The sequence below is a fragment of the Halorussus halophilus genome (assembly GCF_008831545.1).
Lineage (GTDB): Archaea > Halobacteriota > Halobacteria > Halobacteriales > Haladaptataceae > Halorussus > Halorussus halophilus.
This window is the reverse complement of the sequence record NZ_CP044523.1, coordinates 1,679,992-1,694,284: the sequence shown is the minus strand read 5'-3', so window position 1 is coordinate 1,694,284 and position 14,293 is coordinate 1,679,992. Positions and strand designations below refer to the sequence as shown.

At 61.4% G+C, this 14,293-nt stretch carries 11 protein-coding genes; 6 read left to right on the top strand and 5 right to left on the bottom strand.

The window, feature by feature from the left end; genetic code table 11:
- Positions 1 to 52: 52 nt before the first annotated feature.
- Genes F7R90_RS08350 through F7R90_RS08340 form a run of 3 tightly spaced genes read left to right on the top strand, consistent with a single transcriptional unit; the run spans position 53 to position 4,648 of the window.
- Positions 53 to 2,689 carry a lamin tail domain-containing protein gene (locus F7R90_RS08350; protein ID WP_192498441.1) on the top strand — a complete coding sequence of 879 codons (2,637 nt, stop codon included), beginning with the start codon at positions 53 to 55 and terminating at the stop codon, positions 2,687 to 2,689.
- 60 nt (positions 2,690 to 2,749) lie between these two features.
- Positions 2,750 to 3,163 (top strand): hypothetical protein, encoded by a 414-nt coding sequence (locus F7R90_RS08345; protein ID WP_158056847.1) that lies wholly within the window; start codon positions 2,750 to 2,752, stop codon positions 3,161 to 3,163.
- A 54-nt stretch (positions 3,164 to 3,217) separates the two neighbouring features.
- Entirely contained in the window at positions 3,218 to 4,648 is a 1,431-nt protein-coding gene (locus tag F7R90_RS08340) for a DNA polymerase Y family protein (RefSeq protein ID WP_158056845.1), read from the top strand.
- Positions 4,649 to 4,706: 58 nt separating this feature from the next.
- Here the strand turns inward: F7R90_RS08340 and F7R90_RS08335 are convergent, their stop codons facing one another.
- Positions 4,707 to 5,054, bottom strand: a complete 348-nt coding sequence (locus tag F7R90_RS08335) for a DUF7344 domain-containing protein (RefSeq protein WP_158056843.1) — start codon at positions 5,052 to 5,054, stop codon at positions 4,707 to 4,709.
- A gap of 134 nt (positions 5,055 to 5,188) precedes the next feature.
- Here F7R90_RS08335 and F7R90_RS08330 point away from each other — a divergent pair, with 134 nt between their 5' ends.
- The gene (locus tag F7R90_RS08330; RefSeq protein WP_158056841.1) at positions 5,189 to 5,845 is read left to right on the top strand and encodes a helix-turn-helix domain-containing protein; all 657 of its coding nucleotides are present in this window, start codon (positions 5,189 to 5,191) and stop codon (positions 5,843 to 5,845) included.
- A gap of 90 nt (positions 5,846 to 5,935) precedes the next feature.
- Positions 5,936 to 7,516 (top strand): helicase HerA domain-containing protein, encoded by a 1,581-nt coding sequence (locus F7R90_RS08325; RefSeq protein WP_158056839.1) that lies wholly within the window; start codon positions 5,936 to 5,938, stop codon positions 7,514 to 7,516.
- A gap of 100 nt (positions 7,517 to 7,616) precedes the next feature.
- Here F7R90_RS08325 and F7R90_RS08320 read toward each other — a convergent pair whose 3' ends face one another.
- Complete coding sequence (locus tag F7R90_RS08320; RefSeq protein ID WP_158056837.1) at positions 7,617 to 9,155, bottom strand: aldehyde dehydrogenase family protein; 1,539 nt, start codon at positions 9,153 to 9,155, stop codon at positions 7,617 to 7,619.
- 120 nt (positions 9,156 to 9,275) lie between these two features.
- Entirely contained in the window at positions 9,276 to 10,094 is an 819-nt protein-coding gene (locus tag F7R90_RS08315; protein ID WP_158056835.1) for an RIO1 family regulatory kinase/ATPase domain-containing protein, read from the bottom strand.
- A gap of 509 nt (positions 10,095 to 10,603) precedes the next feature.
- Between F7R90_RS08315 and F7R90_RS08310 the strand changes: the two genes are divergently transcribed.
- Positions 10,604 to 11,746: an acyl-CoA dehydrogenase family protein gene (locus F7R90_RS08310; protein WP_158056833.1), complete on the top strand. Its 1,143-nt coding sequence runs from the start codon at positions 10,604 to 10,606 to the stop codon at positions 11,744 to 11,746.
- A gap of 141 nt (positions 11,747 to 11,887) precedes the next feature.
- Here the strand turns inward: F7R90_RS08310 and F7R90_RS08305 are convergent, their stop codons facing one another.
- Entirely contained in the window at positions 11,888 to 12,475 is a 588-nt protein-coding gene (locus tag F7R90_RS08305; RefSeq protein WP_158056831.1) for an archaellin/type IV pilin N-terminal domain-containing protein, read from the bottom strand.
- A 339-nt stretch (positions 12,476 to 12,814) separates the two neighbouring features.
- The gene (locus F7R90_RS08300) at positions 12,815 to 14,071 is read right to left on the bottom strand and encodes a Glu/Leu/Phe/Val family dehydrogenase (protein ID WP_158056829.1); all 1,257 of its coding nucleotides are present in this window, start codon (positions 14,069 to 14,071) and stop codon (positions 12,815 to 12,817) included.
- Positions 14,072 to 14,293 lie beyond the last annotated feature (222 nt).

Genomic DNA, 14,293 nt, shown 5'->3' with positions numbered 1-14,293 from the left:
GTAGTTTCTCAAGTAAATATTTATGAGCAGAGCGGTTTGGTCGGTTTACGTCATGCAACGGCGAAGTTATCTCAAGCTGTTGGCCGGAGCGGTGACGACCACATCGGTCAGCACTGGAACAACTCTCGCAGCGGATTCGAAGCTCGAGTCGGGCACGTGGTACGACGCAACCATCACCGACAACATCGACGGTGACACGGTAGACGTCGAACTCGATAGCGACGGCACCCAGTATAACATCCGAACGCTCGGTATGGACACTCCCGAAAAGTCGGGGAACACTCGCTACGAGCAGGTCGAGGGGTGGGAAGGAATCGAGGACGAGGCGTACCTCGAAACCTGGGGGAACAACGCCTCTGACTTCGCGAAGAACGAACTCCCGGTCGGAACGAATGTCCAGATAGCGGTGGACTCCGAGTCCGAAGAGATCGACCAGTACGACCGGCTACTTGCGAAGATTCGGTACGACCGGACCGGCGACGGGTCGATGGACACCGTGTACAACAAGTATGCGGTCGAACAGGGGTACGCGCGGGTCTACTGTGCGAGCATGAGCAACACCGACGAGTACTGGGACGCCGAGAACGACGCCCGCGCGAACGACGTTGGCGTCTGGCAGCAGAGCGACCCGTCGACCACCTCGGAAGTACGTGACAACGACGTGGCCCAGACGTTCCATCCGAACACGACGAGTGTGAAGACGAACAGTGGTGCCATCGCGGATTCGCGCGTCCCGATTTGGGCCGAATCGGAGGCGACCCAGACGCTCGAAAGCGGCGCGGTCGATTACGGGATCGGGTCGATTCCGCTGGTTGGCGTCGATGCCGCGAACAACCTCGCGCTGTTCGGTAGTCAGCCGATTCAGGAGGACCACGAAGACATGTCGGACCACCTCGAACACTTCGTGTTCGTGACGAACCTCATCGACTCGCTGACGGATGGCGACCGTTCGGGGATGGTCCTCGTGGACGGTGGCCACCACCAGTTCAACGCCGACCACTCCTGTTCCTCCGAAGACACCGTCTTCTACCAGCGGTACCTCGAAGGGCAGGGCATCGAACTGGCGAGCATCAACAGCTTCGGCGACTCCACTGGGCCGAACCTCACCGACGCGAGAGCGGTCATCGTCACCAGTCCAGAGGACAGCTTCACGTCCGCCGAGATAACCGAGTTGCAGAACCTCATCAGCGACGGCGGAGCGGTCATTCTGATGGGTAGCTACAAGTCCACAGCGTCCCAGCGGTCGAACCTCGACGACGTGGCGAGCGGCGTCGGGTCGGACCTGCGCCTCAACGAGGACGAGGTCACGGACAGTACGAACAACGTCAACGACGACAGCGACTTCATCACCTCGGCGAACCACAACACGACCGATTTCTCGCTGTGGAGCGCCTACTCCGGCAGTTCCACGGGGTACGTCCTCTCCATCGACCGAGTCGTGCGCAACGCCGACTCGCTGAACGAGGAGTACGTGGACGTGACGAACGATGGGGCCTCCTCGCTCGACCTGAGTGGGTGGACGATGGACAACGAGGAAGGTGAGAGCTACACCTTCCCGGACGGTTTCTCGCTCGCGGCGGGCGACACCGTCCGCGTCCACACCGGCAGCGGCACCGACTCGTCCACCGACCTCTACTGGGGTGCCTCGATGTTCCGCTGGGACAACGACGCCGACAGATGCGCCATCTACGACGGCAACGGCAACCTCGCGCAGGACTCCTCGTGGAGCGTCCAGGACGTCATCATCCCCGGCATCGACGGGGACAACGAGTGGGTGGACTTCGAGAACGTCAGCGACGACAGCGTGGACATGACAGGTTGGTCCGTCGAAGACGAGGCTGGAAACACCTACAACTTCCCCGACAGCTTCAGCCTCGCGTCCGGCGACACGGTGCGACTCCACACCGGGAGCGGCACCGACTCGTCCACCGACCTCTACTGGGGCAGCAGCTACGTCTGGAACAACGACGGCGACACGGCGTACCTCTACGACGCCAGCGGGAACCTCGTGCAGAAACGAACCTACCCGGCACCGTACAGCGTCTCCGTCACCGACATGAGCCTCGACGAAGAGACGCTCAACGACGAGTGGGTGGACATCACGAACGAGGGGTCGTCGGTCCTCGACATGTCCGGATTCTCCCTCGAAGACGAGGCGGGGTACGACTACGTCTTCCCCGACTCGTTCACGCTCGGTGCAGGCGACACCGTTCGCGTCCACACCGGCGAGGGAACGGACACGGCCACCGACCTCTACTGGGGCTACGGTATCGGCGTCTGGAACGACGACGGCGACACGGCCTACGTCTACGACGACAACGAAGTGCTGGCAGACAAGCAGAACTCCGCGGACCTCGGTGGCGGCAGTAGCTCGAAGATAGTCGTCGGCGAAATCGACGCGGACGGCTCTTCGACCAGCAGCGAGTGGGTCGAGTTCGACAACACTGGCTCCACCGACCAAGACATGACTGGCTGGACCGTCGAAGACGAAGCGGGCCACACCTACACCTTCCCGGACAACTACACCCTCACTGCAGGAGGAACGGTCCGTCTGTACACCGATAGCGGCACCGACTCCAGTACCGACGGCGAACTCTATTGGGACACCAGCTACATCTGGAACAACAGCGGAGACACCGTCTACCTCTACGAACCGGACGGCACCCTCCACACGAGTAAGTCCTACTGAAAAGCCCTACTGACGCGCGAACCCACACACTAATCTTTCTCCCGTCGGTCGTCGCTAGCGATGAAGTCTCACGAACACGCCGTCCTCGGGTCGGTCGCCTCCGTCTCCTTCGTCTTCGCGCTCCCGGACGTCTCGTTCCCAGTCGAAGCAGTGGTTTTGGTCGCCTACGGCGTCCTTCTGAGCGTCTTCATCGACTTGGACCACTTCGTCGCGGCGCGCCTCCACGCGGGAGACTGGTCGCACCTGCGCCGATGCGTCACCGACCCCGTCTTCGCGTTCACCCAGCAGGAACAGGTCTTCGACGGCGTGGACACGAACACCCTCGAAACCCACCGACTGCTCAGTCACGCGCTCGTCGGTGGCGTCCTCGTCGTTGCGACGACGCTCCTCGCGCCAGTGTACGGACTGTTCACCGCAGTCGTCCTCTACGTCCACGTGACGGCCGACCTCCTGCGGGACGGCGGCATTGCCTGAGTGTCTTCCTCCGTTCCACGAACTTTATTCTCCCTTGCCTCACTACTTCCAAACATGTCCGGTGGCCCGCGATTGCCGGGGACGAGCGACGAAGAGCGGGCCGACCGAATCGTCCTCCACGTGGACATGGACTGCTTCTACGCGGCCTGCGAGCGTCGGCGGGAACCCGAGTTACGGGGCGAACCAGTCGTCGTCGGCATGGGCTACGAAGGCGGCGAGACCTACGGCGCGGTCGCCACTGCGAGCTACGAAGCCCGCGAGTACGGCGTCGAGAGTGCCCAAGCGATTAGCACGGCGCTGGAGCGGCTTCCGAGAAGAGCGGAAGCAGACGGGGAGGACGGTGATGAAGAGCGATCCGACCCCGAGGACCTCGAAGACACCGGCTACTACCGGCCGGTGGACATCGACTACTACGAGGAGGTCGCGGCCGAAGTCAAAGAAATCCTTCACGATTCGGCCGACGTCGTCCGTGAGGTGAGCATCGACGAGGCGTATCTCGACGTGACCGACCGTACTGCGTGGGAAGTCGCGGAAGGATTCGCCCGGCACGTCAAAAATCGAATCGACCGAGAGGTCGGCGTCGCCGCGAGCGTCGGGGTCGCCCCGAACATGTCGGCCGCGAAAATCGCCAGCGACCACGACAAACCAGACGGCTTGGTCGTCGTGGAACCCGGTCAAGTGCGGGAGTTCCTCGCACCGCTCGACGTGGCCGAGATTCACGGCGTCGGCCCAGTCACGGCCCGCGAGTTGCGTGAGATGGGCATCGAAACGGCGGGCGACCTCGCGGACGCCGACCGGCGCGCGCTCGAAGACCGTTTCGGCGAGCGCGGCGCGGAGATGTACCGGCGAGCGCGCGGCGACGACGAACGAGAGGTGACACCGAGGGGTCGTCCGAAGAGTTTCTCGCGAGAGTCGGCGTTCACCGAAGCCACGGACGACATCGAGCGAAAACGCGAGCAAGTCAGCACGCTCGCAGAAGCAGTCGCCGACCGCGCGAGTCGCAAGGGCGTCATGTACCGAACCATCGGCATCAAGGCCGTGACGCCGCCGTACGACGTGAACACTCGCGCGAAGTCGCTCCCAGGGCCGGTAGACGACCCCGAACTCGTGGAAGAAGTCGCGCTCGAACTGCTGGCGGAGTTCGAGGACGACGTGGTTCGAAAGGTCGGCGTTCGCGTGTCGAATCTCTCCTTTGCCGACGCGGAGCAAGCGAGCCTTTCGGGGTGGGAGGGAGTCGATGGGGGCGGGTCCGGAGACGGCGGGGAGCGTTCGGAAGACGATAGGGAGCGTTTAGGAGACGTTGGCGAACCGTCGAACCCCACCGAGGGGACCGCAGAGAGGGATACACAGGGAAATCCGACGTTGGAGGACTACGCTGACGCCGACGCCTCAGACGCTGCGACCGGAACAAACGCAAACGCAGACACAGACTCCGAAGACGCCGAGACGGACCCCGAAGGCCAGTCGTCGCTACAGGACTTCTGAGTCGGTTCGGGGCGGTTCCGCTGTTAACCTTGCGACCGAGAACTGGTAGCGCAGTGGCTCAGTCCGCGTGCAACTCGGCCACGGACGAGAGGATTCGGTCGGCAGTAGCCACAGACGACTCGGACGGTCGATACTGGACTACTTGCTCGTCCACGTCGTATTCGACGATACCTGCTTCCGCGAGTTTGGGAAGTTGCTTGTGACGGAGGTCGATTTCGATATTGCGGCGGTCACTCGTCCCGTGCTCCCCCTTCGTCCGACGACCGAGTGCCGTGACGAGTTCGTCCAGCGAGAACGTGTCGGTCGGCGCGTCGGCCAGATACGAGACCAGTATTCGGCGCTGTTCGTCGGCGAGCGTGGTGAAGAGGGTATCGAGTTCGGCTCCCCTATCTTTGCCACCTACCATATCCAAACGGGAGACCCCAATCGACAAGAGTACGCGGCGGGAAAACTCCCGCAGTTTAAGTAGCGCAATCTCTAGTTGATGGACGAACAGTCCGCTCGACTATCAACCGATTCGGTTCTCTTCACCCGATACAGATGATAATCGTAGAGCTTCGCATCGACAACCCGATATTCAAGCACGCACTGACGGCGGTCCCCGAGATGGAGATAACGTGGGAGCGCTCGGACGTCACCGACGGTGGGACTAGTCACCTCCTCGTGTGGGCGGAAGGCGGTGATTTCGCTCGCTTCGAGGACGCCCTGTCTGCGGACCCCACCGTCGATTCGGTGGACCTCGTGGCCGAGGTGTATCCCCGCCGGTTGTACAAAGCCGCCCTCGCCGACTCCGGGTTCGAGGCGAGCGTCTATCCGCTGGTCGTCGAGGAAGGTGGCGTCGTCCACGAACTGACGGCGACCCACGACGGGTGGACCTCTCGCGTTAGCTTTCCGGGCCGCTCGTCGCTGGACAGACTCTATCAGTTCTGTCGCGAACGCGACATCGACTTCGAGATGCGCCACGTCTACGCGGAGATTTCGGACGAGGAGCAGGACGAGTACGGGCTGACCACCGACCAGCGGGAGACGCTACAACACGCACTGAAAACGGGGTATCTCGAAATCCCGCGCGAACAGTCGCTCGACGACCTCGCGGACGACCTCGACATTTCCCAGAACGCCGCGTCCGAGCGGTTCAGACGCGCCGTCCAGACGCTCGTGGCCAACACTGTCGGTCCAGAAGACGACGAGGCGTGACGGGCCGACCGGAACGCTCACTGGGGAGGTCGACCGGTACCGAAGCCCTGACAGTTATGAGGGTCGGGCGAAAGGAAGCGAGCAAGAACGATGCCCGAGGAGATAATCGACGTCGCAGAGGTGAGCGAGGGCCAAGGGGGCGAAGACGGCGAACCGGGGGACGCCGTCGAGATGCCGGTCGTAGAGTTGCTCACTGGTCGCGGATTCGTCACTGGCAAGTCGGGGTCCGGGAAGTCGAACACTATGTCCGTCATCGCCGAGAAACTGCTGGACGGCGGCTATCCGGTGATGCTGGTAGACACGGACGGCGAGTACTACGGCCTCAAAGAGGAGTACGAACTGCTCCACGCTGGGGCCGACGACGAGTGTGACATCCAAGTCAACCCCGAACACGCCGGGAAACTGGCGAAGTTGGCACTGGAGGACAACGTCCCCATCATCCTCGACGTGTCGGGGTATCTCAACGAGGAGGACGGCAAAGAACTGCTCACGGCAGTTGCTAAACAGCTCTTTGCCAAAGAGAAGAAGCTGAAGAAGCCGTTCCTGATGGTGGTCGAGGAAGTCCACGAGTACATTCCCGAAGGCGGCGGCTTGGACGAGTGTGGCCGCATGCTCATCAAGGTGGGCAAGCGTGGGCGCAAACATGGTCTCGGCATCGCGGGCATCAGCCAGCGACCGGCCGACGTGAAGAAGGACTTCATCACGCAGTGCGACTGGCTAGTCTGGCACCGCCTCACGTGGAACAACGATACCAAGGTCGTCGGCCGAATTCTCGGCAGCGACTACGCGGAAGCCATCGAGGAGATGGGCGACGGCGAGGGGTTCCTCGTCACCGACTGGTCCGAGCAGACCCGACGCGTGCAGTTCCACCGCAAGCAGACCTTCGACGCCGGGGCGACACCTGGACTGGAGGACTTCGAGCGGCCCGACCTCAAGTCCGTCAGCGACGATCTCGTCTCCGACCTGAAAGAAATCAGCAAAGAAGAGAGTTTGCGCGAGGACAAGATAGACGAACTCCGCAAGGAGTTGCAGGAGAAGGAGAACCACATCACCGACCTCGAACGGCAACTACGGGAGGCCCGCGAGATGGAAGAAGTCGCCGACAAGTTCGCGAAGGCGATGCTCGACCAGTCGAGAAATCGGCGCGCGAATCCGTACATCGACGGCGGCGAGCAGGCGAACCTCGGCGCGTACGAACAACAGGGAGTCCCGAATTCCGGTGGCCGTATCGACTCTCCCACAGATATCGAAACCGACACCAAAAAAACAGGCACCGACACGGCCGAAGGCGAAGCGAACCAAGAGTCGGAATCGGAAGCGAACGAATCAGAAGAGACCGCCGAAAACCGACCCCCACTCGACGCGATTCGGGAACAACTCGACGCGCTCGAACCGGTCGAGCGCCGGATGCTGGCCTTCTACCTCCGTGACGGCCCGGCGACTCCTGAGGACGCCCACGTCGCGACCGGCGGCACCGACGACCGGGAAATCGCCTACAGTCACAACCGCACGCTTCGCCAGCGTGGCTTCGTCCAGCACGCTGGCGGCGGCGAGTACGTCGCCGCTCTGCCGAGCCTGCTCGCGGCGCTGACAGACGGCGAGATGGACGACGAGGACAGACAAGAGGCGCTTTCTACGGTCGCCGGAGAGTTGCCGGACCTCGGCGAGTAGTTTCGTAGCATTTCCTGACTGATCTGTTTTCCGTCGAGAACGCAATCGAAAAAGGAGTCGGACGAAGTACCGCGAAGGGTTTCTGCGCGCTTCCTCGCGCTTAGTCGTCCTTCGAGGTCTTGATGTCCGCGGAGAGACCTTGGGCCATCTCGATGTCCTTGCTGTTGTTGAGCGTCCACGCGGTGCGCTCGGTGACGGCTTCGATTGCCTCACGGGCGCTCGGGTAGCCGTTGCCGGACTTCTTGACGCCGCCGAACGGAAGCTGAACTTCCGCGCCAATGCACGGCAGGTTGCCGTAGGCCAGACCGAGTTCCGCCTCGTCACGGAACTGGTTGACTTGGCGGTAGTCCTCGCTGATGACCGCGCCAGCGAGTCCGTACGGCGTGTCGTTGTGGATCTCCATCGCGCGGTCCATGTCGCCGCTGTACTTCAGCAGGGCGACGTGCGGGCCGAACACTTCCTCTTTGATGCAGCGCAGGTCCGTGTCGTAGTCGATTTCGTAGACGAACGGACCCACCCAGTAGCCGTCTTCGTGACCGTCCGGAATCTCCTCGTCGTCGAGTTCTTCGCGGTCCACGAGGACGTTCGCGCCTTCCTTACGAGCGAGGTCGTTGTACTTGCCGAACTTCTCGACCTGCTCTTCGTTGACCATCGGTCCCATGAAGGTGCCCTCGTCGAGCGGGTCGCCGACGGAGACTTCTTGAGAGAGTTCGACGTAGCGCTCTTTGAACTCGTCGTACACGTCCTCGTGAACGATGAGTCGCTCGCTGGAGACACAGCGCTGGCCGGTCGTCTTGAACGAAGACATCAGCGCGGAGTGGACCGCAACGTCGAGGTCCGCGTTCTCGGTGATGACGATGCCGTTCTTGCCACCCATCTCGCAGGCCGCGAGTTTGCCGGGTTCGCCGCCGACCTTGCCCGCGATTTTGTGACCGACTTCGGACGAGCCGGTGAAGAGGACCGTATCGACGCGTTCGTCTTCCACGATTGCGTTTCCGGCGTCGCCGAAGCCTTGGACCATGTTGAAGACGCCGTCCGGGATGCCCGCGTCCACCATCATCTCGGCGATGATTTGGCCACACCACGGGGTCTGCTCTGCGGGCTTCCAGACGACGGTGTTGCCCTCGACCAGCGCGAGCGCCATGTGCCAGAACGGGATAGCGACCGGGAAGTTCCACGGCGTGATACAGCCGATGACGCCGCGTGGTTTCCGACGCATGTAGGCGTCCTTGCTGCCGATTTCCGACGGGACTACGTCGCCGTGCGGGTGTCGGGCGTTGCCCGCGGCCCACTCGACCATGTGCGCGGCCTCGACCACGTCGGCTTTCCCTTCCGAAATCTCCTTGCCGCACTCCTTCGTGATGACTTCGCCGAGCTCGTCCGTGCGCTCTTTGAGTTCGTGGTAGACGTCCCAGAGGTACTCAGCGCGGTCGATGTAGGAGAGGTCTGCCCACTCGTCTTCGGCTTCTTTCGCGGCCGCGAGGGCGTCGTCTACGTCCTGCTCGGTGCCGCGTTGGAACTCGCCGAGCGTCTCCTTGTTCGCGGGGTTGACGCTCTCGAAGGTCTCGTCTCCGGTGCCTTCTGTCCACTCGCCGCCGATGTAGTGCTTGTACGGTTGCTCGCTGGCTTGCTGGCTCATGCTCTGGCAAAAATTGGGACGGGCATAGTAAAAAAGCCACCCGATTAGCGGCAGACGTTACTCCCGCCTAGTGGATTGTTACGCATTCACACGTCTGGATTCGTACGAATAGAACGACGCTCACTCCCCGTCCGCGTCCTCCGAATCGGCTAACTTCTCGATTTCCCCCTTCACGCTCACGGCGTCGAAGTCGTGGTCCGGCCGCATGTTCACGAAGTCCAAAAACTCACGGGCCGCGAGTAGTTCCTCGGGCGTGTAGTGTTCGGCGGCGGCTTGGACGGCGTCTCGCGCACCGACGAGTGGTTCGAGTGCCGCGAGCGCGCACGCGAGGTCGTACGACCGGGCTTCGGCGATGCCGTCTTCCCGGACGTTCGTCGCGTCGATGAAGTAGACAATCTCGTCGTAGATGAGGACGTTCTCGCCGCGGAAGTCGCCGTGCGCGAGTTGGTGGTCGTGCATCGCGGACAGTGCTTCGAACACCTCCGGCGCGTAGTGTTCGACGCGCTCCTCGTCGATGTCGTCCAGCGTCTCGAACTCCGGCAGGTACTCCATGACGAGGACGCCCATGCCATCCACTTCGAACGACTCGATTGGGGCGGGCACGTGCAGGCCGATTTCCCGCATGCGCTTGGTCGCCTCCAACTCGTGTTCGCACATCTCCATCGGGTCCGCGAAGTGTTCGAAGAAGCCCTCGGTGCCGGACGTGAAGGCTCCGAGATTTCGCGCTCCTGTGAACAGCGCATGCACCAGAGAGTTCTGGCCGGTCACGATTTTGACGAACCACTGGTCGTTGACCACGCAGGGCGTCGAGAGCCAGTTGTCGGCGTCCAGAAATTCCACCCGGAGTTCCGACCGGTCGTAGCGTTCTGCCATTTCCCGGAAGACGACTTCGAGGCGGTCCCATTCGATAGTGCCACGGACCAGCCGTCGGATGCTCATCGACTTTTCGTTAGTCGGGGCGATGCATAAAGTCTCGCCGCCATCTTTTTGGATTCGGCTATCAGTGCGCGTCATCACCCGAAAATCGTGTCTCTTCACTAACCTCCCGGCGCGTGCGGTCGAATCTCCACGGTGATTCGACCGTCCGCGCGAGGTCTTCGGGAGCGTAGAGACCGAAGGCTTGGAAGAGCTTGCTCTTCCAGTGGACGACCGAAGTGAGTCGGTTGGGGAGGAATGTGGTCCTCACGGTGCTGTGCGGTTTCTCATCAGTTTCGGCAGTAGCTAGCTCAGTCGAGTTCGCGTCGTCTCGTGTCTACCCAGTAATCGTGCCATCTACTTCTCCTCGGCCACTCTAGACAGCATCACCGTTGCGTAGTCTTCGTGAAAGCAGTGAACGAAGGCTCGAACAACTCGTTGCTTCGGTGTCTTGGCGAACGAAGGTGAGCCAAGGCTCGCAACGGCTCTGCCGTTGCGTAGTCTTTATAGCCCGACCCGCGCAAATTTTGCGCATGGACTTCGACCTTCCCGACGAGCATCGGATGATTCGGGACACCGTCCGGGAGTTCTGCGACGAGGAAATCGAGCCAATCGCGCAGGACATCGAGACGGAACACCGGTTCCCCGAGGAAATCTTCGACGAACTCGCCGACCTCGACATGATGGGCGTCCCCGTCAGCGAGGAGTACGGCGGCCTCGGCGGCGACCAGTTGATGTACGCACTCGTCACCGAGGAACTCGGGCGAGTCTCCGGGTCTATCGGTCTTTCCTACGCGGCACACATCTCGCTGGCTTCGAAGCCTATCGAACTGTTCGGCACCGAGGAGCAGAAAGAGCAGTGGCTGAAGCCGCTCGCCGAGGGTGAGTACCTCGGTTCGTGGGCACTCACGGAACCGAGCAGTGGTTCGGACGCCAGCGACATGGACACCACCGCGGAGAAAGACGGCGACGAGTGGGTTCTCAACGGCACCAAGCAGTTCATCACGAACGCCAGCGAGGCCGGGAGCGTCCTCGTGAAGGCCGTCACCGACCCCGACGCTGGCTACGACGGTATCTCGACGTTCATCGTGGACCCGCGGAACGACGACGGCTTCGAGGTCACGACCCTCTGGGACAAGATGGGACTGAACGCCTCGCCGACGTGTGAGATTCAGTTGACCGACGTTCGAGTCGGCGAAGACCGTCTGCTCGGCGAGGAAGGCGAGGGCTGGGACCAGACGAAGAAAACCCTCGACGGCGGTCGCATCTCCATCGCCGCGCTCTCGACGGGCATCGCACAGGGCGCGTTCGAAGCCGCCAAGTCCTACAGCAAGGAACGCGAGCAGTTCGGACAGGCCATCTCGAAGTTCGACGCCATCCGGAACAAGGTCGTCTCGATGGACCGCAAAATCGAACGGTCGCGTCTACTGACCCACAAAGCTGCCTGCAAGTACGACGAAGGCCACTCCGTCTCCCACGAGAGCGCGCTGGCGAAACTCGACGCCAGCGAATCCGCCCGCGAAGTGTCCGAGGACGCCGTCCAAGTACTCGGCGGCTACGGCTACACCGAGGACTTCTCGCCACAGCGATTCCTCCGCGACGCGAAGCTGATGGAAATCGGCGAAGGGACGAGCGAGATTCAGCACCTCGTCATCGGCCGCGAACTGGGACTGTAATTCAGAACGAACTCGCCGATTCATTTTACTGCTTCTGGACTACGACTATCGTAATCGAAGTACGTCTCGTCGAAGCTATTCGCTCGACGCGATTCCATAGACGCGACTACTGCACTGAGAGCAAAAAGGAAGAAAGGTCGCTTACAACTGCACCGCGTCTTTGCCGGACAGTGACGGCGGCACGCTGTGGTGGTACGTCATCGCCCCAGCAGAGGTGACGATTTTGACAGTGAACTCGTCGCCACCATCGAGACCACCGGGGTCACCGACTTTGTTCGCATTGATCGTAATGCGGAATCGGTCTTCCTGATTGTGCAGGACCGGGAACGACCCCTGTTTGTCTCGGATGACGGTGGTGTTGAAGTGGTCGGCGTCGGCCTCCGACCCGTTCTCCAGAATCGTGCCGGTGTCTGGCCCAAGCCACTCGACGGTAGCCGTCGAGAGGTTGATGTCGCCGGACCCGGAGTTCTTCATCACTGTGAGATTCACCAGATGGACAGTCTCGTCGTTGCCGACGACACCGACGCTACTGACGACGTTCACGCGGTTGGTTACGCCTGCGGTACTCTCCTGACCCGTTTGCTCGGACTTCGTCTGCAGGAAGCCCGCCGTGTTGATCAGGACGCCCGCGGCAATCGCGGCGACCAGCACCATCGCGATGAACACGATGAGCGTGCCGATACCGACCTGACCGCGGTCTGCAAACGGTGTGTCTCGATTTTCTAGCATGTTTCGCTACGCTCTCCTGAGCGCTTGTTTGCAGCATACCCCCTTAAAACCCTAACGCGGTTATCACATACGAGAATTGAGGTTGGAATTGGCTATTTTCTTCGCAGAAGTCCTGAAAGCAGTTTATTCGGCATATAGGGCTGATAATTATTTCGAATGATTCGTAGAATAGTCGAACGAGCTAGACGTTTTCGGAGGGGACCAGCAAAAGAAACGACGTTCGAGTCGGGTCAAGTCGGTTCGAGCCGGTTCGGGTCGGTCCAGTTGGGTCCAGTCCGGTGTGGTGTGAGTCAGTGGAGTCCCACTGTAGTCTGTCGAAGGTCTGTCTACCCGTTTCCGTTACGGCCAGTTGCCGCTCTCTTCGTAGGCATCGACGACGCGTTGGATTGCGACGACGTAAGCGGCCTGTCGCATGGTCGGCACGTCGTTTTCCTCGTAGGCTTCGATGAGGTCGTCGAAGGCGGAGACGATGATGGTCTCCAGTTCGTCGTTGACGCGCTCTTCGGACCAGTAGAACCGCTGGCGGTTCTGGACCCACTCGAAGTACGAGACGGTGACGCCGCCCGCGTTCGCGAGGATGTCCGGGAAGACGTAGGTGTCCGTCTCGGCGAAAACGTCGTCGGCATCGGGCGTGAGCGGGCCGTTGGCCGCTTCGACGATTACGTCTGCCTGTACGTCCGTCGCGAGGTCGCCGTCGATGGCGTTTTCGAGCGCGGCAGGGACGAGCAGGTCCACGTCGAGGGTCAGCAGGTCGCGGTTGCTGAACTCCTCTTGGGCACCGGGGTAGCCGGAGACGCTTCCGGTCTCGTTCTTGTGGTCTTTCACGTCGCGCGGGTCGAAGCCGTCTTCGCGGTAGATGGCACCGCTGGAGTCGCTGACGGAGACGACGTTCGCGCCGAGTTCGTCGATGAGTTTGGCAGCAATCCAACCAGCGTTCCCGTAGCCTTGGACGGCGACAGACGCGCCCTCCATGTCGCGGCCGAGGTAGTCGAACGCCTCGCGCGCGGTGAGCATCGTTGAGCGACCGGTCGCTTCGACGCGACCCTCACTGCCGCCGCTGTCGAGCGCCTTGCCCGTGATGACGCCGGGTTCGGTCGTGTTTTCGAGCGTCTCGTAGGTGTCTTTGATCCAGTTCATCTCGCGCTGGCCCGTGTTCACGTCGGGTGCGGGGATGTCCTTGTCCTCGCCGATGAACGGGCGCAGTTCCTTGGCGAACGACCGCGTGATGCGTTCGAGTTCGCCCTCGGAGTAGTCGTCGGGGTCGATGATGATGCCGCCTTTGCCGCCGCCGTAGGGGATACCCACGATCGCGCACTTGTAGACCATCCAGCCGGAGAGTGCCTTGACTTCGTCGCGGGAGACGTTCGGGTGGTATCGAATACCGCCTTTGTACGGACCTCGGTCGCCGTTGAACTCCGAGCGGAACGCCTTGAAGACCTCTACCGACCCGTCGTCCATCTCGACAGAGAGGTTCGTTTCGAGCACGCGCTCGGGATGTTTGAGGCGGTTCACTACGTCGTCAGACGCGTCGAGATACGCCGACGCGTCGTCTACCTGCTCTTGCAGACTTTCGAAGGGATTCGCTTGGTCGGACATGGTAAATTCTGCCTACGTTCCAAAACTGTTCGTAACGACTCATACAGTTTCCGGAAACGAGATGGTCGTTCCCACGTGACACGCCCTCACGTCACGCGATTTTGACTAAGCAACCTCCAAGTCGCCCCGGAGTATGCATATGTGTATTAGGACCTAATTCGAATCCATAGCATTAATATTTTATACGCGAGCGAAATCGTTTCTCGTACAGAATGACGCAGT